Source organism: Alphaproteobacteria bacterium (assembly GCA_016699735.1).
Lineage (GTDB): Bacteria > Pseudomonadota > Alphaproteobacteria > Micavibrionales > Micavibrionaceae > JAGNKE01.
In genome coordinates this window covers 649739-674619 of record CP065008.1, presented here as the reverse complement: position 1 = coordinate 674619, position 24881 = coordinate 649739, and the positions used below count along the sequence as shown (strand labels likewise).

Sequence of the window (24881 nt, the reverse complement as noted above, 5' to 3'; positions counted from 1 at the left end):
AAATCAAAAAAGCCGCTGACAGCGGCTTTTGAAGCGGTTTGGAGGACCAAAGACTATACGTTCCCGGCCAGGTCTTTGAGGTCCGGCTCAGATTCCTCTTCGGCAAAATCCTCGTCGTCGTCTTCCTCATCATCGCCTTCGTCGTCGTCGTCAGCGTCGGCATCTTCATCCGAGAATCTGGCTTCGCGATTGGCGGCGCTGGCGATTTCCGCCCACTCTTTTTCGCCGTCCATCAGGTCGATTTTCTCCTCTTCCTCGTCCTGCGGCAGGAAGCGCTGGTTTGAGGTGATGATTTCCTCTTTCAGGGCGGCGATATCAACCGTTTCCTCGGCAATTTCACGCAAGGAGACTACAGGGTTCTTGTCGTTGTCGCGGTCGATGGTGAGGGCTGCGCCTGAGCCGATCTTGCGGGCTCTCTGGGTAGCCAGCATCACAAGTTCGAAACGGTTGGGCACTTTTTCGATGCAATCTTCAACGGTTACACGCGCCATGGTCTGTCCTTCGGATTTGTTCTTTTAGAGATGCTTGTATAGAGCCTCACCGCCGGAAATGCAACAGGTTATTGGCTTAACTGCTACCCCATCCCGACCTAAAGAAAATACTTGCTATTACGGCCTATATTATATTAAATAAATCTAATTTAATGCTCTGTGTTTTCCTTAGCTCATTAATTATTAGGGGTTCCATGATTTTCGGGGTTTCCTTACGCTGAAAACTGGAATAAAAAATATATTATGTCCGAAAGAAATATGATTAACAGCATCCCCTTCTACACAGAAGAAAAGGTTGCCATTTTTATTGATGGGTCGAACCTGTATGCGGCCGCTCGGGCGCTGGAGTTTGACATCGACTACAAAAAGCTCCTGCAGTGGATTGCCTCGCAGGGGCGTCTAGTCCGCGCTTTCTATTACACCGCCCTGATCGACGATCATGAATATTCCCCGATCCGGCCGCTTGTGGACTGGCTGGATTATAACGGCTACTCGATGGTCACCAAACCGACAAAGGAGTTCATCGATGCGCAGGGCCGCAAGAAGATAAAGGGCAACATGGATATCGAACTGGCCATCGACATGATGGAGATGGCCGATAACGTCGATCATATCATGCTCTTTTCCGGCGATGGGGATTTCAGAAGGTTAATTGAGGCCGTGCAGCGCAAGGGTGTGCGCGTGACGATCGTCAGCACGATCAAGTCCAGCCCGCCGATGGTGGCTGATGAATTGCGCCGTCAGGCCGATCATTTCCTGGAGCTGGAAGTTCTGGCGCCGCATATCCAACGGCACGGCGCCCGTTCGCAGACTCACGATCATGACGATGATAATGGCCATTATCCGCCGCCCAAGAGAAAGACGAGTTGAGGGTTTTGACTCTTTCTTATCGCTGTCCTCCTGCTGACTCTTCTGATTCCTTTGAGCTCCTGCCCGGGCGCGAGTGCGGGTTATGTCCGCGCCTAAAAATTTTCCGCACCGAGAATAGAAAAATTTTTCCTGACAAATATAATGCGCCGGTTCCCTCTTTCGGTCGCAAGGATGCGCGGCTGCTGATCGTCGGTCTGGCGCCGGGGCTGAAGGGCGCGAATTTTTCCGGGCGGCCCTTTACGGGCGATTACGCGGGCGATCTTCTGTATGCGACTTTACTGAAATTCGGATTTGCGCGGGGGGGTTATCAGGCACGGATCGACGACGGGCTGGAGCTGATAGATGCGCGGATTACGAACGCGGTCAAATGCGTGCCGCCGGAAAACAAGCCGGAGGGGGCCGAGATCACGAAGTGCCTGCCGTTTCTCACGCAGGAGATTTCGGGAATGGACAATCTGCGGGTGATCCTCAGTCTTGGCCTCATTTCCCACAATGCCGTTCTGCGGGCGACGGGGCATAAAATCTCCGCTTTTAAATTCGCGCACGGGGCACGGCATGATCTGGGCAACGGCCTGACGTTGATCGATTCCTATCACTGCTCGCGCTACAATACGAATACGGGTCGGCTCACGACGGCGATGTTCGAGGATGTTTTCAAGACCATTCAAAGCCTGCTAATCTCGTAAAAAATTTGCGAGATTTCCATGCTTTCCTTTCTCAGTCCTGTTGTTTCCGGTTTAGTTGCTACATTTTGCGTCTGGCTGATTTTCCGGTTTGCCGTACGTACGGAGGCCGGCGAAAAAGGGTCTTTGCGGGTTGTCGCCTACAGCCGGGGGATGAAAATTGTGACACTCCTTCTGGGTGCTGTGACGCTTTTCATTCTTTACGCCGCCTCGCAGGCGCGGGCGGATCAGCAATTCATGGCGGCGCTGGTGTCTCTTACTCTGGCCGCGGGTTATATCTGGCTGGTGTTGGAGGTCGCGTTTACGCGCCTGACGTATGATACCCAGGGTTTTGTGTTTAAAAATCTGTTCGGCACAAAACAGGTGGCGTGGGAGGAGATCGCCGACGGGGACGGGCCGACCGCGATGGGTTATATCGTGATCCTGCTCAAAGGCGGGAAAAAGGTGCAGCTTTCGACGATGATCAGCGGGCTGGACTCGTTCCTGAAAAAAGTCGAGACGATCGTTCGCGGTCTTTATCCCGAGCGTTTCGTGCCGGACGATCTCGCGCTCTGTAACCGCTCGATGATCGAGCGCAGCGCCGAATGCGGATGCTTTCATTGTCTGGAGATTTTTGCTCCTGCGGACATCAAGAACTGGCTTCCGATAGAGGAGACGGACGAAGAATTCGGCCCGCCTGTGCGACGCGAGGAAACGGCGCTCTGCCCGAAATGCGGGCTGCACAGTGTGGTGGGCGATGCGGGGGGCTACCCTGTCACGCGGGAGAGTTTGCAGAAGGTGCATGATTATGTGCGCGGGCAAGGGGGATTTTAGTTACGGTATTTTTTTCCAGAGTTCGAAGAGTTTTTCGCCCCGCTGCGGGCTCAAGGCTCTTACAAACTCTACTTTTCCCCTCAGTTGCGCTTTTATAAGGCCGTCTAATCCAGTGCTTTTTGAGTAAGTATACAAAGTCGCTTTCAGGCGGTCGTATTCCGTTCTTGAAATATTCGGGCGCTTGTTGACCACCACCCCCGTCACCACCTGCCGCTGCGCCTGCGTCATCAGGCGGGTTTTTTCGGGATTGATCGTGAAGCCCTCGTCCTGCGCTATCCCCTGCACCGTACCGCGCAGGTAAGAAAAGCGGCTCTTTAACTCTTTACCGCCGGAAAAGGTCAGGTCGTCGGCGTAGCGCGAATAGGTCAGGTTCATGGATTCGGCCAAAGCTTGCAGGCGCGTGTCCAGATGAAATGAGCAGAGGTTCGCCAGCGCGGGGGAGGTCGGCGCGCCCTGCGGCAGATGGGGAATCAGGATTTTTTTTCTGACCGCCCATGGCAAGGTTTCCAGAGTCTTTCCCAAAAATTCCGGGTTGGGCGTGTGGATGCAGAGATTCGTGAGCCGCCGTGAGACTTCCTGCGGGTAGCCGATTGTGCGGAACATCGCCATGATCCGGGCGGGCGGGATGGAGTGGAAAAAATCCTTCAGGTCGAAACAGGCGACGGCGTCCTTTTCGGTATGCAGAAGCGCGTGGGTGATAATCGAGCGGTTGCGGCAGAAGCCGTGCGCGGCCTCGTGCGGGGGGATTTTGTTTAAAATTTCCGTAAGGATTTTGCGCTGGGTCGCCTTGAGCTTGCTTTTCGGGCTTTCGATCAGGCGCGGGGGTTTTCCGGGACGTTTTTTCCAGATGTAGCTGTAATTGACAAACCGGAAATCCTTGGCGTTCTTTTGCCGGCGGCGGGTATCAGCCAGCCACTCCAGTGTGCTCAGGTCCACATTTAGCCACGCGCTGAGCTCTTTTGCGGTTTCAATCACAGGCAAAGGGAAGGTGACCAGATTGGATGGCGGTCTGGTCATTTGCGGGGGTTCGACGCCCATGCGAAACCAGGCAGGCCTTCCGGTACTTTCAAAGCAGACGGCGAAATGCTCATTGGCGGCGATGGCGGCGGTCAAGTCCCTCAGGACGGGGGTTTTTCCCTTGCCGAAGCGGCGGACGAGCGCGAGGGCCAGACGTTCGGGGTTGAAGCCGCGCAGGCTGATCGCATGGGCGATACGGCGGGCAAGCGGCCCGGTTTCCCAAGGGCCGTCGATGATGGAGGCCGCCAGCAGACGCGATGTCCGGGCAAGATTTTGCAACGCGCTTTCTCCCTCTTCAGAAATCAAAAAACGGCCGATCCTGCGACCCGTCTCGTCGTGCTTGTACGCGCAGTGCGTGTCAGCGCACTTGGCGTACAGGCGTGAAATGTCCAGTTTTGATCCAATCCGCGGGGATGCCCCGCAGAGTTCCCGTCATAGTCAGGCTATTGATTGGGAACATCTCGCATAAACCGGCCGTCTGGAGGCGAGGATAATTGAAAAAACAAAAACCCGCCAGAATTTTGGCGCACGCTCAAAGAGACGGGGGAACAACTTCGCGGAATTCGTTGTTCTGGGGGTCGTAGAATTCCATGCTTTTGTTTTCGTAATCCACGAGAACGAGTGCAATCGACAGTTTCCTGTCCCTGACCGCCTGCTCGACCGTGGGGTGCTTGAGGGCGTTGAAATAAGTCGTGCGGAGGTTTTGTTCATGCATATCGTCGGGGTTCATTCCTGCCAATCTTTGCTGGCGGATGTCGGGGACGCATTTTTCCAGAAAGCCCGACACCAAGGAGTGCCTATCCATCTTGCCTTCAGCGTAGTCCTGATTGACGTCGTGACGGTGGCCGACAAAGACCAGCGATTCCACCTGCTTGACCGCGACGGCGAATTCGATGGTGGCATCCAGACCGTCCGATTTCTCGCGGCGCTGGTAATGGCCGCCGAGACGGCGATGAACGAAAGAATCGCCGGGTTCGATGCCGAACACATTTTCCGGCGCGATGTAGGGGCTAATTCCGGTGACAATCAACGCCTTCGGACGCTGGCCGTTGGCCACAAGATCATGCATATAGCCGTCCTGGCCCCATGCCTCCTCCTTGAAGGTCTGAAAACGCCGGATAAGCTCGGCCGAGGCCTTGAAGGCGGGGATATCGCCGTCGATCAGTTCCAGTCGTCCTTCCTGCATCTCGCACATGAGAGCCGCGAGTGACAGGCGTGTTCTTTTGACAGCTTGCGCCACGAAGGGCATATCCTGAATGTTTTTCAGACCTGTGGTCAGCCCCTCGCGCTCGGAAACCCGGCGCAAGGCTTCGTAAGCCTGCGGGTGCTGCAGCCTGAGCATCGGAATGGAAATGCTGCCCTGCGCGTGCAGATGTTCTTGGTGGGTGCAGACATGGCTCATCCACCTGTTGACGCTGGTCATGCTGGAATCCTGAACGACCCGTGCTTCCGCGCCCCCGCAATCGGTATGGCCGAGAATGATGATCTCCTTCACGCCGACATGATCGACGGCGTACTGGATGCCTGCGGCCACTTCTATGGATTGATCCTGAAGCGATACGCCCGGATCGAAGCGCGGCACGACATTGGCCACGGTCTGGATCGCATAAGCCTGTCCGTGCCCCTGTCCCAGCACGCGGGCGGGAGGCAGGCGGGAATCGATGCAGGAAATGGTGAGGATATTCTGGTCGATCTGCGGCGGCTCCTTGCTCACGCGCTCGAAATAGCCGCGGACCATCTTGCGGATGATGGAGGGGTCAACCATGCGCGCCTCGATCTGATCGAGGGTGATGCTGTTGGTGCTTGCTGCAGGTTCACTCATAGCCGCTTCTTTGTGTTGAAGGAGTCATTTTAACAGTCACGGGGCGCATTTGCCAATATTTATAAGACTTTAAAAAAGCAAAAACCCGCCAGAATTTTGGCGGGTTTGTGGTTCCGTATTGCGTCTTGCTTACATTTTTAAAGGTTTGGGCGCCTGTTCGACATTCGCGGAGAAGTAGTCAACCTCTACGATACGGCCCCTTTCGACCTGCTCAATCCGGCCAACATAGTCGGCGTTGGAATTGCCTTCATAGCGTTCTGCAGAGACTCTGTATCCAGTCATCCCCGCATCCTGAAGCTGGCCATCTGGACCGGTTCTCCAATTCTGGACGCCTGAGTCAATCGTGAAATTCACGACGCCGTCCTTTCTCATCTTGCCGCCGACACCCATTTCCAGCATCGAGGCCGCGATCATATCAAGCGCCATACGGTTGGGGATCGCCCCGCCGCCTTCGATGGTTACGGTGGCTGAACCCCTCTTGCTTTCCCATTCACCGTGGGAAAAGCCGAACTCCGTTCTCAAATTATCGCCCATTAGATATCCCTTTTTATTGTTGTTACTTGATGGTTAAAGATTAAACGAACCTTAAAGCCCAAGGCAAGAAAAAAGAGAAAACCCGCCTGAATTCTGGCGGGTTTTCGTTATTCGGAGCCTTTATTTCTGCTTCCAACTGCCGTCCGGCCCCTGATAATAATGACCGGGTTTGAGCTTGGCGATAATGCTTTCGGCGGCGACGCCGGCCACCACGTTCACGGGCTGGCCGTTCTTATCGGAAATTTTCTGATACTCCCGCTTGCGCTTGGCGTTGATATCACTCACCAATTCGGCAACGCCGGGTGAGTCCTTTACGATGCCGACATAGCCATCGCGCTGCTCCCCGACGTATCCACGATCACGCGCGGATTGAAGGTCCAGCGCCACAGCGGGAAGCGCGATGAGAATAAAGACCGGAAGAATCAGGGCGAAAAATCTTGTTTTCATGTTTTTCTCCTATACTAGAAAATGTCTTCGTTTTTGTTGATCGCGTCTTTTACGTCGCGCTGGATCTCCACCTTCACACGGTGTTCGATGTTCACGTTCATGTTGATCTCGATCGGCTTGTCGGGCGCCTCAACCTTCACCGTCGGGGTGCAGGCGGGAAGAAGGAGAACCGAAAGGGCTATCAAAAAAATCTTTTTCATTTGTTTCCCTGTTTGATGAGGGTCTGCGGGCTGGTCAGAACTATAGCACTGCTGGTTATAAAGTCCAGCAGGTCTCCGGTCAGCCTGATATTCAATATTACGGGGCGGCCGTTCTCAACCTTCGGATTATTTCCTTCCAACCTCAGGAGGACCGCCAGACCCTTTTTCGCGTCCTGTTCGGTTGATAGGCTCAGAAGCTTGTAATCGAACTGCTGGAGGATATCGCGGGTGAGCTGCATCTGCGCTCCCTCACCGGGGATAGCCTCGGGCGGCATGGAGAGTTGGCCGGGTTCGTCGGCAATCAACGTGCCTTTTCCGACGGTTATTTTTCCGTCCTGACCTATTATCAGGGGGAAGGAGCCGGAGATCGTGCCGGTTCCCTTGACGTATTCCCCCGTGAAATCCTGCATCAGCTTGGGGATCGAGGCCTTGGTGACTTTGAGGTTCAGGGTGTAAGGCTTGTTGCCGGAGAGGGGGATATTCATGTTTTTTGTCGAAAGAGTACCCTCCTGCCAGGGCATGGAGAAATCCGTCAGGGTCAATGCGGCCTTCTCCGGCGCATCAAAAGGATATGTGTAGCGGAATGTACCTTTATAGGCCTTGTTCTTGCCGCCGATTTTTCCGTCTACTGTCAGGGTCTGATCATCGGCGGACAAGGTGCCGGAGAGGTCGGCTCGCGGGATATCCTCCTGCGCGTCTTTTTGCCGTATTTCCAGTTTTTTGAGGCTCCATGATCCTTCCCATTTTTTCTTGTCGGTGTTCCGCGCGGCAGAGGCTTCGAGAAGGCCGGAGAGTTTGACGCCCTTGCCTTCGTAATTCAAAGGCGCTTCGTTGAGTTTAAAGTCGGGATTTTCGTTTTTTTGCCATTGTCCCGACAACGGCAGAGTCAGCATCCCGTCGGGCGTCCTGACCGTCAAGGCTGCGTTTTCAAGTATTATGCTTTCGGCGGGGATTTTGTCTTTGTAGTTCTCGGTCAGCGGGGGGACCACAGGAGTTTCTGTTTCTGTTTCTTCTTGCTTCGGCTTGGGCCATCCTTCCAGAGTCCAGCCGTCTTCGCCCTTCGACACCGTCAGTTTTATACCGCTGAGGGTCAGGATTTGAAGCTTGCCTTCCTGAAGCTCCTTTACATCATACTGCGCGGTGAGTTCGGGGATGGTGAGTGGGTCTTCGGTATCGCCGAAGGTGAGGTTTTTTATGCGAGCCTCGTTCCAGCCGAAGGAGTCAACTGAGAGCGTTGCGTTCTGAAGTCCGTTGGCCTGCAGTTCCTTGGACAGATAATCGGAAAGGAATGTTTTCCACGGCACGAGGATCATCGCCGCACCGCCCAGAAAGACAGGCGTCGAGAGGATCATGAACAGGACTATGAGCGTTTTTTTCATGTGAGGAGTTTAGCGCGAAGTCATACATCATGCCACCCTTCCTCACACTCTAAAATCAAGCCTTATTTGTTTAGGCTTGCGGGTCGATGGATACAGAAGGGGCACGTTCGTCATGCCAAAGCCCCGCCAGTTTGAGGGAGCGCACGGTTTCCAGACGCATGGGGTAATTCAGGCCGTTGATGCGGTCGATGCCGTTGGTATAGGTTATAATGTCCGGGGCGATTTCGCGGCGCCATGATTTGCCGTTAAATGTTCCGTAATGCCCGACCCCTTTTTGCTCGCGGTGGTGGCGCATCGTGGCCGGAATATTATCCGCAAGACCGTGGGCGGCATAGGTTTGACCTTTTCCAGTAATGTCGTCTTTCTCGCCTTCGATCGTCATCAGGCCCGTGCGGTCGATGTATGAGGGATCGACGATTCGTTTTTCCCCTGTCTGCGGATCCTCATATTCAAAAATCCCGCGCGCGAGATGGTGTTCCTGAAACGCAACCTTTATCGTTTGCAGATAATAGGGTCCAGAAACGTCCATGACCGTGCGATATTCTTTATAAAACTCCCGGCGGCGTTCGGCCGTTTCGCGGTTGCCCAGCATCAAATGCTCAAAATTCATTTTCTCGACGGCCTCGTTCCATGGACCGAAGGTCATGCCCATCATCATTTCCTGATAGGCGTGGCTGTGGGTATCGGCGTTCATCATCGTGAAGCCGAAGACCTGTCCCAAACCGGAATAATAGGTTCGTCCTGCGCCGGGGTAGCCCAGCGGGACTTCGGAGATTGCGTTTTCCTCGAACCATCCATACGGACGCTCGGTTGCGGTCTGGTTGACCTTGGTGGGACTGATGCGCGTGTCGATCGGGCTACCCATCAGGGTCATGCTGAGCGGCGTGTCGGGGCTTTGATCCTCAGCCATCATGGAGACGGCGGCGAGGAGCGGCACGCCGGGCTGGCAGACCGCCAGCGTGTGGACGGTCGGACGGATTTGCCTTGCGTTTTCAGGTTGATGGCGCGCGTTGATGAGCGGCAGCCACTGATCCTTGAGATAAGAGATGTAATCGTTGAGATCAAATTTTCCGGCCTCCAGCGGCACGTCCTTCACATCCGTCCAGTCAGTGATGTAGACGTCGTAATCGTGCATGAGACGGTAGACGGTTCCGGTCAGCAGGGTATCGAAATGGCCGGACATCGGCGCGATGATGAGCATCGGCGGGCGTGGGGTTTCATGCGAATAGCCCTCGCCGTCCACAATATTAAAATGCTTCAGGCGACCGAAGGGCAGTTCATCGACAATTTCAATCTGCACATCCACCGGCTGTTCGTTAATCGTGCGCGGATTGATTTTGTCAGCGGGTATGCCTGTTTCCTCGGCGATGTCGGTGCGGCGCTCCGCGTCCATCGTGGAAAAATCGAATTCGTGTTTCTTGTGCGGGTCGGTGAGATGTTCGAGAAATTCCAGATACCCCTGCGTTACGCGCATCGGCATGGTGTGGGCGACGGGGTTAAACGGGTTGCCGAAGGCGAAACGGGCGGTTGTGGCCATCGCATGGCCCCACTGGCGGGTGATCTCCTCGACCTGATAAGCCATGCCGCGCAGAACGTGGGTCGCCGTTTTATCGGGCGAAAAGGCTGAATCCCGAGCAGCACTGAACGGCAAGACCATAAACACACCCCTTTAAAGGTTTTTGATTCACGTTTATTTCGTCTGCCATTATAGACTTATGATCAGGGCTTTTGACAAACAAAATTTCTGATAATTGCGTCAGAAAGTTATAAAATTGCTGCTTTGCAGCATTATAGTGCCTGAAAAGCACGGCACTTCATTTTTGTGTTGTCTTTGAAATATAGCGGCTGAGGATTTGTGCTTTAGCGTATTTGTGGTCGTCGTTGATGTCTTCCTGCGGCGTGTCGAAAGTTACCCAAAAATAATCCTCATTGCCCTCCAGAGTTATTACCCATTCGGGGCCGCCCGTGATTACGCCGGGGCAGTTGTTTTTCCAGCCGCCTTCAGAAGATACAATAACCCTTTCGCCAATTTCGAATTTGTATGGCATGAAGCCTTTAAACACTCGCCGCCGTCTCGCCCGTCTGCGGGTTGATTGAGGAGCGCTTGACCAGAAGCTTGTTGAGCGCGTGGATGTAGGCGCGTGCGCTGGCGACCAGCGTGTCGGCGTCGGCCCCCTGCCCGTTCACGGTCTTGCCGTTCTCCTCCAGCCTGACCGAGACTTCAGCCTGCGCGTCCGTGCCGCCCGTCACTGCGTGCACCTGATAGAGTTTCAGGCGGGCGTCGGGATGAGGGACGATGGCGCGGATGGATTTGAAGATGGCGTCCACGGGGCCGTTCCCTTCGACCTTGGCCTGCTTTTCCTCGCCGTCGATCGTGACCACAAGATCGGCGGTCTGCGGGCCGCTGGTGCCCGCCACGACGTGCAGGGAGACGAAGCGGATGGACTCGTTCTCGCGGATCACTTCATCCTCGACGAGGGCGATCAGATCGTCCTCGAATATCTCGCGCTTGCGGTCGGCGAGGTTTTTGAATCGGGCGAAGGCATCATTGAGCGAATTATCGCCGAGTTCGAAGCCCAGTTCCTCCAGCTTTTTCCTGAAGGCGTGGCGGCCGGAATGTTTGCTCAGGACCAGCTTGGATTCGCTTAAACCAACGGATTCGGGCGTCATAATCTCATAGGTGTTGGCGTTCTTCAGCATTCCGTCCTGATGGATGCCGCTGGCGTGGGCGAAGGCGTTGGCGCCGACGATGGCCTTGTTGGGCTGGACGTTAAAGCCCGTGATGGTGGAGAGGGTGCGGGAAATCTTCATGATCCTCGTGGTTTCGATATTGTGCGTGTAGGGCAGCAAATCCTTGCGGGTGCGGATGGTCATGACGATCTCCTCCAGCGCCGCGTTGCCCGCCCGTTCGCCGATGCCGTTGATCGTGCATTCGATCTGCCGCGCTCCGGCCTTCACGCCCGCCAGAGAGTTGGCGACGGCGAGGCCCAGATCGTTGTGGCAATGGACGGAGAGGATCGCCCTGTCGATGTTCGGGACGCGCTCGATGAGCATCCTGAATTTCGCGCCATATTCCTCCGGCACCGCGTAGCCGACGGTGTCGGGGATATTGATTGTGGTCGCACCGGCATTGATGGCGGCCTCGACGCAGCGGCAGAGGAAATCATCCTCGCTGCGGGAACCGTCCTCGGCGCTCCACTCCACGTCGTCGGTGTAGTTGCGGGCGAAGCTGACGCTTTCTTTCACAGCATTTAACACGTCTTCGGGCGCCATCTGCAATTTGTGTTTCATGTGCAGAGGCGAGGTGGAGATGAAGGTATGGATGCGCTTATTATTTGCAGGCTTTATCGCCTCGCCGGAGGCTTCGATATCGCCTTTACGTGCGCGGGAGAGGCCGCAGACGGTGGCGTTCTTCACGGTTTTGGCAATCTGGTTCACCGCCTCGAAATCGCCGGGGGAGGCAACGGGAAATCCGGCCTCGATGATGTCCACGCCGAGCTCGTCGAGCAGACGGGCCATTTTCAGCTTTTCCTCAAGGTTCATGGCACAGCCGGGCGATTGTTCGCCGTCGCGCAAGGTGGTGTCGAAGATAATGACACGGTTGGGGTCTTTTTTGACGATGTCGTAAGCTCTGGTCATTTTATATCTGGCTCCTTGGCTTTTTGCGCTGGCCCGGACAGGGTTTTACAGCGCCTTGCGTTCTTTTTCAATGTTCTGGAAATTTTTCCGGTCCCCTGAAGCGCAGGCGCACCGTGGCGCCTCATGCCCGCTCAGGGGTTCATAAGGAGGAGGGTTAGGAGCAGAAGACGGGTGTTCTGGTTCTTCATAAGGGCATTAAAGCTATAAACCTCAAGAAAATCAATATTTTTCTGTACCGAGGGATTGGAGGCTCTTGTCGCCGCTTGTTTAAGGTCAGTCCCTGTGCGAGAGTCATTGTGTGGAATTGGAGCGTGTGTCTTGAGGCACATTAAGGAATTTGACGCTCTACGCGGAATGATGGCCCTTTGGGTTCTTCTGGGGCATTGGGCTTCGACCGTTCCTCTTTCGAACTTTGTTTTTCAGCGTCGGTTTTTCAACGAGTATGCTGTTGAGGTCTTTATTATTTTAAGCGGGTTTGCCATTGCTTCGCTTATCCTGAACAAGCAGGAAAACTACAAGAGTTATATCACGCGCAGGTTTTTCAGAATTTTTCCGGTCTATCTATTTTATCTTGCGATCTCCATGGCTTTGGCTTCATGGAGTCTTGGTTTGTGGGAGGCTGCGCCCGAAGGGGCCATGAAGGCTGCGCGGATGGAGATCGCACAAAACTCCATCGAGTATTTCTGGCTTCATGCTTTTTTTCATGTTACGGGTCTCCACTCCCTTGTTCCTCCTGCCCTGCTCCCTTCCTCGGATTTTGCGTTTATCGGTCAGGCTTGGAGCATTTCCCTTGAGTGGCAGTTTTATCTGATCGCGCCTTTTATCGTTGCAGTCTTTACCTCTCCGGTTGACCGAATGAAGCTTTTTGCCGGAGTGGTTGCGACCTTGATTGTAGCGGCGCTTAATCCTGTCATGGGTTTCGGCTTTATCGGCAAGTTTGCCGCTCCTTTTGCCGTGGGGATCGCCACGGCCTTCTTCATCAAAGCGCGGACGGGAGAGAGCCTTGCGGCAAAGGTTCCGGTCGGATCGACGTGGGCGGTCCTTACAGGTCTCTGCGTTTTGCAGAATAGTTTAGCTCTTGTTCCCTATTGCCTCTGGTTTACGGCCACGGCCGTAGCAATCTCAGCTCATGAGAAAACCAGCAGGATGGCGCTCTGGCTTTCGACCCTTGCCTTGCTTCCGCCTTTGCAATGGCTGGGACGGGTTTCGTACTCCGTTTATCTCTCGCATATGCTTGTACTGATGGGCGCTCTGTGGGTGCTGTTGCCTATGGCTCTTGCGACATGGATGTTTTCTCTGGCTCTTCTCGGGATGACTTTGCTGGGAACGGCTGCCGTGTCGGCCCTTTCATATGCTTTGATCGAAAAGCCGTTTCAGGATTTGGGTAAGCGGCTTACACGATCCGCAGCGCCTGCATTGGTCAGTAATTATGGAGTTTTGGATCCAGTCGTTGAAAGCAAGACACGCAGCCAAATTTTAGTGTCGGCGCCGGAAGGTGCCATAATGGTTTTTGATCAGGGAACAGAACATCCCGAACCACAAAAACTTGCGCGCTGATCCGGGATGATGGTGTGCGCCTGCTACCCGATCTCATCGAGATTGTGGCCTTCGGGTTCGACGGGTTTTTGTTTTCCGTCCGGGCCGTAAAGATAATGGGTTTCCGCCTCGGCGGCCTTGCGGGATGAAAAGCGTTCGCGTTCCCGGCTTTCTCCGGTTTCGACGCCCTCATTCTCGACGCCCGCAACGGGAGTCACTCGCCGGACATGACGTTGCCAGAATGCGCGGAGGGAGTTGCCGAGGCCTTCGATCATAGAGATTCACCCGATTAATTTTTCTGCCCTTTGTTCTATTTCAGCACAAAAAGCGGAAAAAGGCAAAAATACAGGGTTTTTTAATAAATCTTTTGGTGGCTTTCTGCTTCGAGAACCTTTTTTAATGAAAGCGAAAAGCTGTCAGCTACCTTAATCTGATCTTGTGTTAAATTTTTGCTGTTTCTTTTTTCTTTAAATAAACTTGCTGTTTTACTAATTACTGACAAGGCGGCTTCCTCTGGAGTTAGTTGAGCTTTTATGTATGTTTCGGTTAGAGCATCAAAATCCAATCTTTCGGAAATAGGAAGGCCTCTATTGAATAGAGAGAAACAGAGCATGGCTTCCTCACCTTTTTCCTGCCCAAGATGCTTGCAGAAAATAGCCAAAATTGAGTCAAAAATTCTGTAGACGTATGTGTCACCAAATGTATCAACAGCCGAAAATAATTCAGTATTGTATGGCTTTGGAACGAAATCACACCACGACCTCCAAGCCGCAGGGTCTATTTTATCGTAGTAACCTTCTTCTCCAAATATTGCGATATTGGCTTTGCTTTCAGTTATTAACTGGTTAATAGCTTCTTCTATTTGCGGCAAACTCTCTTGAAAAAGATTCCAAATAGTTGTTATGTCCGCTCTACGTTCAGGGAGAATACCGCCACCAACAGTACACATCCATAATTCTAGTGCGCGGATGGGGTAGTTTGGCTTTTCAAACGCTTCCGGGTTCTCAGATATAACTTGGCTTGCATACCTACCCATTCGCGTTTTTAAGTTTTTTAAAACACGTTTGTTTTGCAGGGAAGCATTTATACGTTCAGAATTTAGTCCATCAAATATTTCATACAGTTTGTCGCGTGAAAAATTGAAAGGCTGTTCGAAAACTCCTACAGGAAATCCAGAAGCTTCATGTCTTACCCGTTCAAGTTGGCTAATTGCAAATATTTGCGCCCTTTTGGATAGAGGCATATTTTTCAAAACCATTTTTAGTTCGCTTATCAGTAAGCTAACAGTTTTATCCTCAATTTTTCTTTTTAGCCAATATCTCATAAAATGTTGTTCTTAATAATTAATCCAGCGCCCGCGCCTCGGTTGGGAGCATAATGGGGATGCCGTCGCGGATCGGGTAGGCCAACTTGGCCTGATCGGAGATCAACTCCTGCTTTTCGCGGTCGTAGCGCAGCGGCGCCTTGGTCATCGGGCAGACGAGGATTTCAAGGAGCTTCGGGTCGACGTCCATCTTGCCCTCACGAAAACAGAATTGAGGAGAGCTTCTTGCGCGCCTCGATTGTTACCGGGTCGGTCTGGCCCATGGCTTCGAAGAGTTTAAGCAGTTCCTTGCGGGCGGCCTGTTCGTTCCAGTTGCGGTCGATGGCGATCGCCTCCAGGAGTTGATCGGTTGCGGATTCCTTTTTTCCTGCCCCGTACAAAGCCAGAGCGAGATCGATACGGGACTGATGATCCTTCGGGTTGGCGGCGACTTTGCCCTCCAGTTCGCCGAGCGCACCGACGGGCGCCTTTTGGGCAATCTCGAGAGCGGATTTCGCTTCGGCAAAATTACGGTCCTTTTTAATCGCTTCGGGGGCGCTTGCGATCATGCCTTCGGCCTGCTCAATATCCCCGGCGGCAAGGAAGCAGCGCACCATGCCGACATAGGCGGGCGCGTTTTCAGGATCCTGCTGAAGGATATCAATATAGAGGGATTGCGCCTCCGTAATCTCGCCCTTGGCCAAGGCGGCGGCGGCGGCTTCGAGCGCCTTGGGAATGTCGATGGCGTCGGGTCGGTTGTTGCGGCCCAGCTTGATGAGCGCACTGACGAATTCACGGATCTGGCTTTCGGGGATGTTGCCCTGAAAGGCGTCGATGGGCTGCGCCTGAAAGAAGGCGTAGACGGTCGGGACCGACTGGATGCGGAGCATACCAGCGAGTTGCTGGTTCTCATCGATATTGACCTTGGCGAGCAAAACCTCGCCCTTGGCTTCGCGCACGACTTTTTCAAGGATCGGCATGAGTTGCTTGCAGGGGCCGCACCACGGCGCCCAAAAATCGACGATCACCGGCGCCTGCAGAGAGGCGCGCATGACCTTGTCCTCGAACTCCGGGGTCGAGACATCGTAAACGGGATCAAGCATTCCACCTACAGGGGGAAGAGGAACGGGGTCCATTTTCTCCTCGGCTTTTTTGACGGGTTTGGCTTTCCAGTTTCCGCTGAAGATCATGCGGGGAGTCTCCTTGAATTTCTTCTTTTCATTTTCTCCGCGAAGCTAAACCATCTGCGGGCAAAAAGCAAAAGTCTTGTGCGGAATTCAAGCGTCCGGAGCGGCGGGGGCAAGATCGACGATTTCCGCCTTGTGGCCGACGTGTTCGATAAAGCGGATCAGGTCTGCAGGAGACAGGCCGACCGTCATGGCATTGTCGAGCGGGTGGACGTTCATGCGCTGCGCCTGCATCATCTGTTTGTCGAGCATGATCCTGACCTTTTTGTCGGTGTCGTTGATAATGCAGAACGGGCAGACCGAGCCGGGGCGGATGCCCAGATGGCGCCAAAGGCGGTCCGGGGAGCCGAAGGAGAGGCGGCCGCAGCCCAGAACATCCGCCAGTTTTTTCATATCGATTCGGGTTTCGTTGGCGGCGACAACGAGGAACATCTCCTCCTTCTTGTCGCGCACGAACAGGTTACGACAATGGATTCCGGGGATGGAGGCCTTCAGATGCTCACCCTCCTCCACGGTAAAAATCGGCGCATGGAGATGGAGTTCGTAGGAAATTCCCAGATTCTTGAGGATTTCGAAGAGTTTTTCCGGGGAGGTGGGTAGCGCCTCCTCCTGTAAGCCTTGATTTTCTTGTGCTTGCACGGGTAATTCCCTTTTTATTTGCTATTGTTTACTTTTTTCGTGCAATTCCATAATGATGCACGCTAGAATAAATTATTATGACAAAATTAACTTTTAAGGCCCGGACGCTTCCGTCCTAGCCCTTTTTTAAGGTTTTGGCGTCATAATTCAACACAAGAATCGTGTGAGTGGGGAATTTTGTGATGACTTTTCAAGGATCTGAAGATTATCTTCAGCGCATGGCCGAAGTGGGCGTGGCGCCCCTTGACAACCAATCTCTTGCCAACAGCCTTGACCGCGGATTTGACTCCGTCTCTCTCGCCGGACGCCTGCAGGGGCGGGAAACGATGATCGAGAAGGCTTTGAGCGAGTCCCTGCCCGAACCTGAAGCCGCCCCCAAAACTCCCAGGACTGATGACCAGTATGCGATCACCGCCAAACTTCCGGGGTTGACGTGATGAATATCGAGCTTGGACTGTTGCATGACGGGGGAGTGATGATGGTCAGTGACCGACCCCTGCCGGATATCGTATGCCGGGTGGAATATTACCGCGACCAGCGGTTGTTCATGCTGGTCTATTTCGATGAAGAGCAGGACGAGGATTTGATGCATTACGAAGTGCCCGCGCCGATGACCAACCGCGTAGAGGCCAGCCCGAATATCATGATCTATTCCCTCTTCCCCAACCATGAGCCGATCGGGTACAGCGTGCCGCTGGTGCAGGTTGGCGGGCTTTACTAACCGCTTTCTTGCTCTCTCATATTTCAAGCTTGCCATTCCCGCGAAAGATTTTATAAATAGGGGTCTTATGACCATCCGATGGCTTTAAATATGTGTGTGGCTCAGGGGGAGAGCGAACCCTTGCCAGGGGATAGGTCGAGGGTTCGACGCCCTTCATTGATTCACACGATATGGCCGTGAAGAAATCGCTTCAAAATATCCGCGTCCTTGACCTCTCCCGTGTTCTGGCGGGGCCGTATTGTACGCAAATACTGGGCGATCTTGGCGCGGAGATCATCAAGATCGAAAAACCCGGCGCGGGCGACGATACACGCCTGTGGGGGCCGCCGTTTCTAAAAGACCGTAACGGCAACGACACGAATGAGAGTGCTTATTACCTTTCCATCAACCGCAATAAAAAATCGGTGGCCGTGGACATCAAAACCGAGGAAGGCCAGCAGATTATTCATCAACTGCTTCAAACATCGGACATTCTGATCGAGAATTTCAAGGTTGGCGGGCTGGAGAAATACGGACTGGGTTACGCGCAGCTGAAGGACAAATATCCGAAGCTGATTTATTGTTCGATCACAGGGTTCGGCCGGGGCGGACCGCTGGCGGAGGAGCCGGGTTACGATTTGATGGCGCAGGCGATGGGCGGGTTGATGGGTGTGACGGGCGAACCGGACGGGCCGCCGATGAAGGTGGGGGTGGCGCTCAGTGACATTATCACAGGCCTGAACGCCGCGATCGGAATACTGGCGGCGCTTCATCACCGCGAACGCACCTGTGAAGGACAGCTTGTCGACGTGGCGCTGGTTGATTGCACGCTTGCCTCGCTCACGAACCTCGCACAATACTTTCTCACACATGGCCAAATCGCGCCGCGTCTGGGCAACGCGCACAGCACGATCGTCCCCTATCAGGCCTTTCAGGTGAAAGACGGCTATATCGTGGTCGCCGTTGGCAATAACGAACAATTTGCGCGGTTCTGCATGATGATCGGAAAACCCGAATGGGCGCTCGACGCGCGTTTTGCGAAGAATAAAAACCGTGTGCTTAACAGGAATACGCTTGTCCCGATGATCGAAGAGGCACTGAAGAGTGAGACAAGCGCCGCCTGGGTTGAGAAAATGCACGCGGCGGATATTCCGGGCGGACCGGTGAACAGGATTGACGAAGTTTTTGCGATGCCGCAGGTCCAGCACCGTGAAATGGAAATTTCCATGGAGCATATCCAGAATTCCGTACCTATAAAACTGGTCGGGAGTCCCCTCAAATTTTCGCAAACCCCTGTTTCTTATGAATTTCCCCCGCCCGTCCTTGGTCAGGATACGCAGGACGTGCTTGGAAAAGTTTTGAATTTGAGCGCGGAACGGCTGGACGAGCTGGAAAAGGCCGGGGTCATCGAAAGAGCGAAGACGCCCTAACGCTTTTTATACCCTCCCCGGCGCGGGCGGCCTGAATTAGGCCACTCTCCGCCTTCTCTCATTTCAGGCTTGCAATTCCCGCGAAAGATTTTATATATAGGGGTCTTATGACCGTCTAACTGGCGTTCAAGCGAGTGTAGCTCAGGGGTAGAGCGATACCTTGCCAAGGTATAGGTCGAGGGTTCGAAGCCCTTCACTCGCTCCATTTATCCACCCGATATAATCCGAAAACGTCCAGAAAACCTTGAGCTTCAAAGGTTTTCTCTTTACACTTTCGTCTTATGCAATCCAATGCGATGCCCCCAAATACGAACAAAAAGGGGGCACTTTTGGGGGCATTCTGAAAATGCGTGGGGGCATCGGGCAGGAGGCAAGATGAAGCTTACAGATACTGCGTGTAAATCAGCAAAACCCAAAAATAAACCCTATAAAATTGCAGACGGGGGAGGACTCTATCTTGAAGTCACCTCAACGGGCAGCAAACTTTGGCGCATGAAATACCGGATGCACGGTAAAGAAAAGCGCCTATCTCTGGGCATTTACCCTACGGTCAGCTTGGCTGAAGCGCGTGATGGACGTGAGAAAGCCAAGAAACTCCTTAGCCAAGGAGTCGATCCCTCCAGCCAAAAGCAGGAAGGTAAGAAAGAGGCGGCACGAAATGCGGAAAACACATTTAAGGCTTTAGCCGTAGAGTGGCATGAGACTCATAAGCACAAATGGACAAAACGCCATGCAGATACGGTTTTGCACCGCCTTGAAAGAGATATTTTTCCTGAAATTGGCAGTATGCCGATTACCGAAATCAAGCCCTCTCATGTTATAGCCGCACTCAAAAAGGTGCAAAACCGTGGAGCTTATGAACCTGCCCACCGCTTACGGCAATATTGCAGCCAAATCTTCCGCCATGCCCTCATTCATGAGGTTGCCAACTCAAATCCAGCCGCAGAAATCGGGGCCGTTTTACAGCCTGTGAAAAAAGGCCATTATGCTTGCCTTGAAATCAAGGAAATTCCTGAACTTTTACACGCGCTGAACGCCAACGATGCACGGCTTCACAACGATACACGTTTAGCCATTCGACTTCTGATGTTGACGTTTGTAAGGACCAAAGAACTGATCGAGGCAAAATGGAGTGAGTTTGACTTAGACAATGCGCTATGGGTGATTCCTGCTGAACGCATGAAAATGCGAAACGAGCATATTGTCCCCCTCTCCCGCCAAGCTTTAGAGATGCTTCAAGACCTCAAAGAGCGTAATGAAAAATGGGAATGGGTATTTCCGGGGCATCATTCGCCGCGCAAGCACATGAGCAATAATACAATTTTGAAGGGGCTTGGCCGCATGGGTTTTCAAGGACGCATGACCGGGCATGGCTTTCGTGCTTTGGCGATGACGACGATTAAGGAAAAGCTCGGCTATCGCCATGAGGTTATCGACCGTCAGCTTGCCCACGCCCCGCAAAGCATGGTGCAACGTGCTTATGACCGCGCCCAGTTTTTGGATGAGCGGAAAAAGATGATGCAGGAATGGGCGGATTATCTGGATAACATTGCACAGGGCGGTAAAATTATCGAGGCGAAATTTATAGCTTTACGCCGCTAACCTGTTTGGCAGGCTATATCAGGCCATAATGCTTGAAGGCAGATTTAATCGCTTCTTGCTTTTCTTTTGGGCACGGCACCATCCTAGCAGTGTTTTGACGATTGGGAGCCTTGGCGACAGGAAGATTACACATTTCCTTACAGTGGGCTATCCAGCATGTCTTAGGGATGAAGCCATAATTATCCTTTACCCATTTTTGGATGTTTTTGTAAGTTGGCGATTTTACAGCGTTGTTGTCTTGCATTTGTTGATTGTAAAGCCAAGTTTTATTTTGCACAACATAGTATCTTAATGGACCGTAATAGTTGGAAAATTTCGAAAAAAAGCCTAGTATTGCAAGGTCAGTAAAAAACTCGGTTTTAGAATGCAAAGCTCAGATTATTGGCGACTATGTGACCATTTGTCCATTTTTCAGTCAATTATGCTGATATTGGGTTATGATCCTGAAAATCAAACTAGTTACCAAGTTGAAAACCATAAACGTGCAAGCCTTCCAACAGGCTATGGCGCTTTGAAAACAGCTCTGATAAATGCGGCTTTGTCAAAACATATAGTGGGCACTTTAGCTTATGAAAATTTTGACTATCGCGGCAACCTTTTGGATAAGCCCATCCTCGATATTGATCTATCAATTTTATTGGTAGATTCTCTACGTGAATATTTAGGTCAACGAGGCTTAAAGGAAGGTTTTTTCTTTCCAGAAGGTAGTATTTTTGAGGACTATCTTAATCCGAGGAATTCTTTTTTCGCTCCTAAGCTTGCTGCATCTATTTATGCTTGGAAGGCTATTACTGAGGATCAATCTGCTCTAAGTGGAAGGACTCCAAAACAAGCCTTAGAGAAATGGCTGAGAGAAAATGCGAATAAGTATGGGCTGACTAAAGAAGACGGAACCCCGAATGAAACGGGGATTCAGGAAATATGTAAGATTGCGAACTGGAAGCCTGAGGGAGGGGCAGCTAAGACGCCTAACCACAGTATAGTTCAGGATAACTCACCCACCCCCGCTCAAAAGCCGCAAAAATTAAAGATTTTTGGTTCTATAGCTGCTGATCTTGATGAAATTTTTGATGAGATTCCATTCTAAATTATGGTTGTTTCCTGAAATTCATAGGTAGGGTTTAACAATATTGATGGGGTTAGTTTTCGTAACCTGCCCATCTATCTCAGATTATGTGATACCGCTTAGGCTTTCCTTGGTTTTAATAAAACAAAGGAGAACCTCGATGCATAACCAAATTCTTCCTGAAACTGGCTTTGTTCGATTGCCAGAAGTTTTAAAGGTTTTTCCAGTCAGCAAATCCACATGGTGGGCGGGCGTGAAAGATGGGCGCTTTCCAAAAGGCGTCAAGTTGAGCGAAAAAATTACGGCGTGGCGGGTTGAAGATATTCGGGAACTGATCAAAAGCCATGGTTAAGAAACGCACCTACAACGTGCGCTTGGTCAAGGAGAACTATACCTACACCGTCGAGCAGATTGCCGATTTGTTTGGTATAGACGTTGCCACCGTGCGCCGCTGGATTAAGGATGAAGGATTGGAGAGGATTCCCAAAACCCGCCCCTTCCTCATCCATAGCAGCGCCCTGAAGTCTTTCCTGACCAAAAAGAAGGCCAAGCGCAAAAAACCTACATTGCCTGATGAAGTGTATTGCTGCAAATGTCGAGTCTCGCGTACGCCCAAAAAAGGCAGTGCAAAAATTAAAAGCCAGCCCAACGGAGCGCTTTTTTTCCAAGCCAAATGTGCGGGCTGCAAAGGCAAAATTAACAAGGCGATAAAGTTGGAGGATTGGTCAGAAAAACACCCTTTGGCCGCATATCTTCACGATGCCATGAAGCAACATAATGGAAAGCACTCCTCGCATCGTAAATGTCAACTTCAGGAGGGTGAGCAACTATGCTTGAATTTAACCCCTTAAACGAGCGTCTGAAAAAGGAGTATGAGGATGCCTTACTCCATGGGGCGCATAAGGAACAGCGCACCGTCGATGCCGCGTGGAAGGCGATTAACCTGTTTGAAGAATTCACCGGGAAGAAGGACTTTACGACCTTTAACGCCCAGCAAGCCAAAGACTTTAAACGCTGGCTTATGAAAAAGATAAATCAGAACGCCGAGCCTTTGAGCGTCTCAACCATCAGCCATGTTTTAAGCAATGTGCGCGAGTTCTTCAAATGGCTGGCCGTTCATCCTCAATGTATCCGCAAAGTTGATGGGCAGGCCGTGGCTTATCTCCGCCTCTCCAATAATGATGAGCGGTCTGGACGCGCCACGCGGGAACTGCCTGTGCCCACTATCGAGGAGGTGCGAAAAGCCCTTCTATCCATGCCGTATGGGGCGGATATTGAACGGCGCAACCGGGCTATCATCGCTTTTGTGGCTTTAACAGGAGTTAGGGACGCTGCTCTTATCAGCCTCAAAATGAAAGACATAGACCTTGTAAAGCGCGAAATCTGGCAAGACCCGCGCCATGTTAAAACCAAGAACCGTAAGGGTATTACGACCGTCTTTATGGCTTTTGATCCGCTCTGGGAGGAGATATTTACAGACTGGCTTAATTATGCGCGGGATACGCTTGGGTTCAAGGATCATGATCCTATCTTCCCGAAAGAGCTGGTTATCTCTGATCCTGAAAAAATGATATTCGTCTCAGCCGGATTATCGCGGGAACACTGGAGCAATGCGAGCCCGGTGAGGGGCATATTCAAAGAGGCGTTTTTAAAGGCTGGATTGCCCTACTATCGACCCCATTCATTCCGCAAAATGCTGGTCATCTGGGCGATGGAGAATTGCAGCCAGATTCAGGTTAAAGCGATCAGCCAGAATATCGGGCACGAACACGCTATGACGACCTATAACGCATACGGGACACTCAATATACAAACCCAGCGCAATGCGATTTTAGGCATTGGGGAAGGTCATGCCGATTTGCAGAATGTGTCTATGGAGGAGCTTTTGAAGGAAGTGAGCCGCAGAGCGTGTAAGTGAATGTTTTGCACCATACATACTGCGAGTAAGTCTGTCGTTACTAATCGCGGCAAACTTGAGAGCGTTTCAATCCACTGCCACCCCGAAGGATGGCAGAAAGGGCGCAAGGTTCTCAAGAGAGAGGAGGAGCACATGTTTCAATCCACTGCCACCCCGAAGGATGGCAGAAAGCGATCAACAGCCTTAAAAGACCCCTCTAAAGGCAGTTTCAATCCACTGCCACCCCGAAGGATGGCAGAAAGACCGACAACAATCACCTGTACGGTCTCCAGTTCGTTTCAATCCACTGCCACCCCGAAGGATGGCAGAAAGTATAGTCATTGCGATTCCGTAGTCGAACGCCTGAGTTTCAATCCACTGCCACCCCGAAGGATGGCAGAAAGTCTGTCCCCGCGCTGGTCTTCCCCATATCGTCAAGTTTCAATCCACTGCCACCCCGAAGGATGGCAGAAAGAGCAAAAAGGAAATCTCAGCATGGCAAAAGACAAGTTTCAATCCACTGCCACCCCGAAGGATGGCAGAAAGAACCACCTGCGGATTGTGAACACTCTCCACACAGGTTTCAATCCACTGCCACCCCGAAGGATGGCAGAAAGGCAGCAATCGCCAAGGCGGAAGGCGGTGAATCATGTTTCAATCCACTGCCACCCCGAAGGATGGCAGAAAGTCTTTTGATGGAGGCTCCGATCCTTCTGCTGCCTTAGTTTCAATCCACTGCCACCCCGAAGGATGGCAGAAAGACTCCTGATGGTGTCTTTGGGTACACGCCTATGTATGTTTCAATCCACTGCCACCCCGAAGGATGGCAGAAAGCTTCCCGTTAACCCACAATACCGCTTAATGTAAGGTTTCAATCCACTGCCACCCCGAAGGATGGCAGAAAGGTTACCGTCATCGGTAGAAACCGTGACTTTAGCCTGTTTCAATCCACTGCCACCCCGAAGGATGGCAGAAAGCTGGCGCTTTTCGTCGCTACTCTCTAACCAAGCTCGTTTCAATCCACTGCCACCCCGAAGGATGGCAGAAAGACCCGAAACGAGATAGACGCGAACGTCTACGCGCTCTTGTTTCAATCCACTGCCACCCCGAAGGATGGCAGAAAGGCCCGCTGTTCAGGCTCTTAAAAACCTCTTTTCAAGTTTCAATCCACTGCCACCCCGAAGGATGGCAGAAAGAAAAGCCGCCGCTGCTGAAGCAGCCCGGAAGCAAGTTTCAATCCACTGCCACCCCGAAGGATGGCAGAAAGAGACGGGACAAGCACGAATACTTATTACACGTGGTTTCAATCCACTGCCACCCCGAAGGATGGCAGAAAGTCTGCGGCTTCCTTGCTGGGTTTGATAATTTTAGCGTTTCAATCCACTGCCACCCCGAAGGATGGCAGAAAGTCGTGGTAAAACCGGACAATATGCTGAAGTTGATGTGTTTCAATCCACTGCCACCCCGAAGGATGGCAGAAAGGGAGCGAGTAGCGCCTGGGCACGTATGAGTGCATGTTTCAATCCACTGCCACCCCGAAGGATGGCAGAAAGGCTGCCCTTCCATTTCGTGCGTACGCCACCATATGGTTTCAATCCACTGCCACCCCGAAGGATGGCAGAAAGG

Annotated in this window: 27 protein-coding genes, 2 tRNA genes and 1 CRISPR repeat array (1 of these 30 cut by a window edge); of the genes, 14 read left to right on the top strand and 15 right to left on the bottom strand. The window is 52.4% G+C overall.

Features of this window, described 5'->3' with window-relative positions; translation table 11 throughout:
* Nucleotides 1-53: 53 nt before the first annotated feature.
* Nucleotides 54-491 carry a DNA-directed RNA polymerase subunit omega gene (locus IPN28_03305; protein QQS57863.1) on the bottom strand — a complete coding sequence of 146 codons (438 nt, stop codon included), beginning with the start codon at nt 489-491 and terminating at the stop codon, nt 54-56.
* A 270-nt stretch (nt 492-761) separates the two neighbouring features.
* Between IPN28_03305 and IPN28_03300 the strand changes: the two genes are divergently transcribed.
* Genes IPN28_03300 through IPN28_03290 form a run of 3 tightly spaced genes read left to right on the top strand, consistent with a single transcriptional unit; the run spans nt 762 to nt 2857 of the window.
* A complete protein-coding gene (locus tag IPN28_03300; GenBank protein QQS58520.1) occupies nt 762-1361 on the top strand; it encodes an NYN domain-containing protein in 600 nt (199 codons plus the stop codon).
* Nucleotides 1362-1366: 5 nt separating this feature from the next.
* Nucleotides 1367-2047, top strand: coding sequence for a uracil-DNA glycosylase (locus IPN28_03295; GenBank protein QQS57862.1), 681 nt, complete (start codon nt 1367-1369; stop codon nt 2045-2047).
* A gap of 18 nt (nt 2048-2065) precedes the next feature.
* Nucleotides 2066-2857: a hypothetical protein gene (locus IPN28_03290; protein ID QQS57861.1), complete on the top strand. Its 792-nt coding sequence runs from the start codon at nt 2066-2068 to the stop codon at nt 2855-2857.
* Here the strand turns inward: IPN28_03290 and IPN28_03285 are convergent, their stop codons facing one another.
* The 9 genes from IPN28_03285 to IPN28_03245 form a co-directional block, all read right to left on the bottom strand.
* A complete protein-coding gene (locus IPN28_03285) occupies nt 2858-4153 on the bottom strand; it encodes an RNA-directed DNA polymerase (protein QQS57860.1) in 1296 nt (431 codons plus the stop codon).
* Nucleotides 4154-4406: 253 nt separating this feature from the next.
* The gene (locus IPN28_03280) at nt 4407-5696 is read right to left on the bottom strand and encodes a hypothetical protein (protein ID QQS57859.1); all 1290 of its coding nucleotides are present in this window, start codon (nt 5694-5696) and stop codon (nt 4407-4409) included.
* 129 nt (nt 5697-5825) lie between these two features.
* Nucleotides 5826-6230 (bottom strand): hypothetical protein, encoded by a 405-nt coding sequence (locus IPN28_03275; protein QQS57858.1) that lies wholly within the window; start codon nt 6228-6230, stop codon nt 5826-5828.
* Between the two features lie 120 nt (nt 6231-6350).
* On the bottom strand, nt 6351-6677 hold the full coding sequence (locus IPN28_03270; GenBank protein ID QQS57857.1) for a YdbL family protein: 327 nt from the start codon (nt 6675-6677) through the stop codon (nt 6351-6353).
* A 14-nt stretch (nt 6678-6691) separates the two neighbouring features.
* Nucleotides 6692-6877, bottom strand: coding sequence for a YnbE family lipoprotein (locus IPN28_03265; GenBank protein ID QQS57856.1), 186 nt, complete (start codon nt 6875-6877; stop codon nt 6692-6694).
* Nucleotides 6874-8256, bottom strand: coding sequence for a YdbH domain-containing protein (locus tag IPN28_03260; protein ID QQS57855.1), 1383 nt, complete (start codon nt 8254-8256; stop codon nt 6874-6876). The genes IPN28_03265 and IPN28_03260 overlap by 4 nt, the downstream gene beginning before the upstream one ends.
* Before the next feature lie 70 nt (nt 8257-8326).
* Complete coding sequence (locus IPN28_03255) at nt 8327-9913, bottom strand: polyhydroxyalkanoate depolymerase (GenBank protein QQS57854.1); 1587 nt, start codon at nt 9911-9913, stop codon at nt 8327-8329.
* Between the two features lie 157 nt (nt 9914-10070).
* The gene (locus IPN28_03250; GenBank protein QQS57853.1) at nt 10071-10304 is read right to left on the bottom strand and encodes a hypothetical protein; all 234 of its coding nucleotides are present in this window, start codon (nt 10302-10304) and stop codon (nt 10071-10073) included.
* A 7-nt stretch (nt 10305-10311) separates the two neighbouring features.
* Nucleotides 10312-11895 (bottom strand): 2-isopropylmalate synthase, encoded by a 1584-nt coding sequence (locus IPN28_03245; GenBank protein ID QQS57852.1) that lies wholly within the window; start codon nt 11893-11895, stop codon nt 10312-10314.
* Nucleotides 11896-12249: 354 nt separating this feature from the next.
* Between IPN28_03245 and IPN28_03240 the strand changes: the two genes are divergently transcribed.
* The gene (locus tag IPN28_03240) at nt 12250-13452 is read left to right on the top strand and encodes an acyltransferase (GenBank protein QQS57851.1); all 1203 of its coding nucleotides are present in this window, start codon (nt 12250-12252) and stop codon (nt 13450-13452) included.
* Nucleotides 13453-13475: 23 nt separating this feature from the next.
* Here IPN28_03240 and IPN28_03235 read toward each other — a convergent pair whose 3' ends face one another.
* The 5 genes from IPN28_03235 to IPN28_03215 all read right to left on the bottom strand — a co-directional run bounded on the left by IPN28_03235 (nt 13476) and on the right by IPN28_03215 (nt 16560).
* Nucleotides 13476-13706: a hypothetical protein gene (locus tag IPN28_03235; protein ID QQS57850.1), complete on the bottom strand. Its 231-nt coding sequence runs from the start codon at nt 13704-13706 to the stop codon at nt 13476-13478.
* 80 nt (nt 13707-13786) lie between these two features.
* Nucleotides 13787-14755, bottom strand: a complete 969-nt coding sequence (locus tag IPN28_03230; GenBank protein ID QQS57849.1) for a hypothetical protein — start codon at nt 14753-14755, stop codon at nt 13787-13789.
* A 19-nt stretch (nt 14756-14774) separates the two neighbouring features.
* Nucleotides 14775-14945 carry a Trm112 family protein gene (locus tag IPN28_03225; GenBank protein ID QQS57848.1) on the bottom strand — a complete coding sequence of 57 codons (171 nt, stop codon included), beginning with the start codon at nt 14943-14945 and terminating at the stop codon, nt 14775-14777.
* A gap of 7 nt (nt 14946-14952) precedes the next feature.
* Nucleotides 14953-15924, bottom strand: a complete 972-nt coding sequence (locus tag IPN28_03220) for a co-chaperone YbbN (protein ID QQS57847.1) — start codon at nt 15922-15924, stop codon at nt 14953-14955.
* An 87-nt stretch (nt 15925-16011) separates the two neighbouring features.
* On the bottom strand, nt 16012-16560 hold the full coding sequence (locus IPN28_03215) for a prolyl-tRNA synthetase associated domain-containing protein (protein QQS57846.1): 549 nt from the start codon (nt 16558-16560) through the stop codon (nt 16012-16014).
* 182 nt (nt 16561-16742) lie between these two features.
* Between IPN28_03215 and IPN28_03210 the strand changes: the two genes are divergently transcribed.
* The 10 genes from IPN28_03210 (at nt 16743) to IPN28_03165 (ending at nt 23276) form a co-directional block, all read left to right on the top strand.
* On the top strand, nt 16743-16997 hold the full coding sequence (locus IPN28_03210; GenBank protein ID QQS57845.1) for a hypothetical protein: 255 nt from the start codon (nt 16743-16745) through the stop codon (nt 16995-16997).
* A complete protein-coding gene (locus IPN28_03205; GenBank protein QQS57844.1) occupies nt 16997-17281 on the top strand; it encodes a hypothetical protein in 285 nt (94 codons plus the stop codon). The genes IPN28_03210 and IPN28_03205 overlap by 1 nt, the downstream gene beginning before the upstream one ends.
* A gap of 95 nt (nt 17282-17376) precedes the next feature.
* Nucleotides 17377-17442 (top strand) — tRNA-Gly (locus IPN28_03200).
* Between the two features lie 15 nt (nt 17443-17457).
* Entirely contained in the window at nt 17458-18690 is a 1233-nt protein-coding gene (locus IPN28_03195; protein QQS58519.1) for a CoA transferase, read from the top strand.
* Nucleotides 18691-18820: 130 nt separating this feature from the next.
* A tRNA-Gly gene (locus IPN28_03190) sits at nt 18821-18895 on the top strand.
* Between the two features lie 170 nt (nt 18896-19065).
* Nucleotides 19066-20292, top strand: a complete 1227-nt coding sequence (locus IPN28_03185; protein QQS57843.1) for a tyrosine-type recombinase/integrase — start codon at nt 19066-19068, stop codon at nt 20290-20292.
* Between the two features lie 364 nt (nt 20293-20656).
* Nucleotides 20657-21379, top strand: coding sequence for a hypothetical protein (locus IPN28_03180; protein QQS57842.1), 723 nt, complete (start codon nt 20657-20659; stop codon nt 21377-21379).
* A gap of 139 nt (nt 21380-21518) precedes the next feature.
* Nucleotides 21519-21710 (top strand): AlpA family phage regulatory protein, encoded by a 192-nt coding sequence (locus IPN28_03175; GenBank protein ID QQS57841.1) that lies wholly within the window; start codon nt 21519-21521, stop codon nt 21708-21710.
* On the top strand, nt 21703-22209 hold the full coding sequence (locus IPN28_03170; protein QQS57840.1) for a helix-turn-helix domain-containing protein: 507 nt from the start codon (nt 21703-21705) through the stop codon (nt 22207-22209). The genes IPN28_03175 and IPN28_03170 overlap by 8 nt, the downstream gene beginning before the upstream one ends.
* Nucleotides 22188-23276 (top strand): tyrosine-type recombinase/integrase, encoded by a 1089-nt coding sequence (locus IPN28_03165; GenBank protein QQS57839.1) that lies wholly within the window; start codon nt 22188-22190, stop codon nt 23274-23276. Before IPN28_03170 ends, IPN28_03165 begins: the two co-directional genes overlap by 22 nt.
* Nucleotides 23277-23339: 63 nt before the next feature.
* Nucleotides 23340-24881: direct repeats of the CRISPR family, unit length 37 nt; unit sequence GTTTCAATCCACTGCCACCCCGAAGGATGGCAGAAAG; it runs 2421 nt beyond the window's last position.

Bases quoted from the DNA above. Each gene is read 5' to 3' on its own strand.
- IPN28_03170 (QQS57840.1), top strand. From the start codon at position 21,703: ATGGTTAAGAAACGCACCTACAACGTGCGCTTGGTCAAGGAGAACTAT.
- IPN28_03165 (QQS57839.1), top strand. From the start codon at position 22,188: ATGCTTGAATTTAACCCCTTAAACGAGCGTCTGAAAAAGGAGTATGAG.
- IPN28_03265 (QQS57856.1), bottom strand. From the start codon at position 6,877: ATGAAAAAGATTTTTTTGATAGCCCTTTCGGTTCTCCTTCTTCCCGCC.
- IPN28_03305 (QQS57863.1), bottom strand. From the start codon at position 491: ATGGCGCGTGTAACCGTTGAAGATTGCATCGAAAAAGTGCCCAACCGT.
- IPN28_03275 (QQS57858.1), bottom strand. From the start codon at position 6,230: ATGGGCGATAATTTGAGAACGGAGTTCGGCTTTTCCCACGGTGAATGG.
- IPN28_03290 (QQS57861.1), top strand. From the start codon at position 2,066: ATGCTTTCCTTTCTCAGTCCTGTTGTTTCCGGTTTAGTTGCTACATTT.
- IPN28_03280 (QQS57859.1), bottom strand. From the start codon at position 5,696: ATGAGTGAACCTGCAGCAAGCACCAACAGCATCACCCTCGATCAGATC.
- IPN28_03175 (QQS57841.1), top strand. From the start codon at position 21,519: ATGCATAACCAAATTCTTCCTGAAACTGGCTTTGTTCGATTGCCAGAA.
- IPN28_03260 (QQS57855.1), bottom strand. From the start codon at position 8,256: ATGAAAAAAACGCTCATAGTCCTGTTCATGATCCTCTCGACGCCTGTC.
- IPN28_03255 (QQS57854.1), bottom strand. From the start codon at position 9,913: ATGGTCTTGCCGTTCAGTGCTGCTCGGGATTCAGCCTTTTCGCCCGAT.
- IPN28_03245 (QQS57852.1), bottom strand. From the start codon at position 11,895: ATGACCAGAGCTTACGACATCGTCAAAAAAGACCCCAACCGTGTCATT.
- IPN28_03180 (QQS57842.1), top strand. From the start codon at position 20,657: ATGCAAAGCTCAGATTATTGGCGACTATGTGACCATTTGTCCATTTTT.
- IPN28_03225 (QQS57848.1), bottom strand. From the start codon at position 14,945: ATGGACGTCGACCCGAAGCTCCTTGAAATCCTCGTCTGCCCGATGACC.
- IPN28_03220 (QQS57847.1), bottom strand. From the start codon at position 15,924: ATGATCTTCAGCGGAAACTGGAAAGCCAAACCCGTCAAAAAAGCCGAG.
- IPN28_03230 (QQS57849.1), bottom strand. From the start codon at position 14,755: ATGAGATATTGGCTAAAAAGAAAAATTGAGGATAAAACTGTTAGCTTA.
- IPN28_03205 (QQS57844.1), top strand. From the start codon at position 16,997: ATGAATATCGAGCTTGGACTGTTGCATGACGGGGGAGTGATGATGGTC.
- IPN28_03250 (QQS57853.1), bottom strand. From the start codon at position 10,304: ATGCCATACAAATTCGAAATTGGCGAAAGGGTTATTGTATCTTCTGAA.
- IPN28_03185 (QQS57843.1), top strand. From the start codon at position 19,066: ATGAAGCTTACAGATACTGCGTGTAAATCAGCAAAACCCAAAAATAAA.
- IPN28_03240 (QQS57851.1), top strand. From the start codon at position 12,250: ATGATGGCCCTTTGGGTTCTTCTGGGGCATTGGGCTTCGACCGTTCCT.
- IPN28_03270 (QQS57857.1), bottom strand. From the start codon at position 6,677: ATGAAAACAAGATTTTTCGCCCTGATTCTTCCGGTCTTTATTCTCATC.
- IPN28_03210 (QQS57845.1), top strand. From the start codon at position 16,743: ATGACTTTTCAAGGATCTGAAGATTATCTTCAGCGCATGGCCGAAGTG.
- IPN28_03235 (QQS57850.1), bottom strand. From the start codon at position 13,706: ATGATCGAAGGCCTCGGCAACTCCCTCCGCGCATTCTGGCAACGTCAT.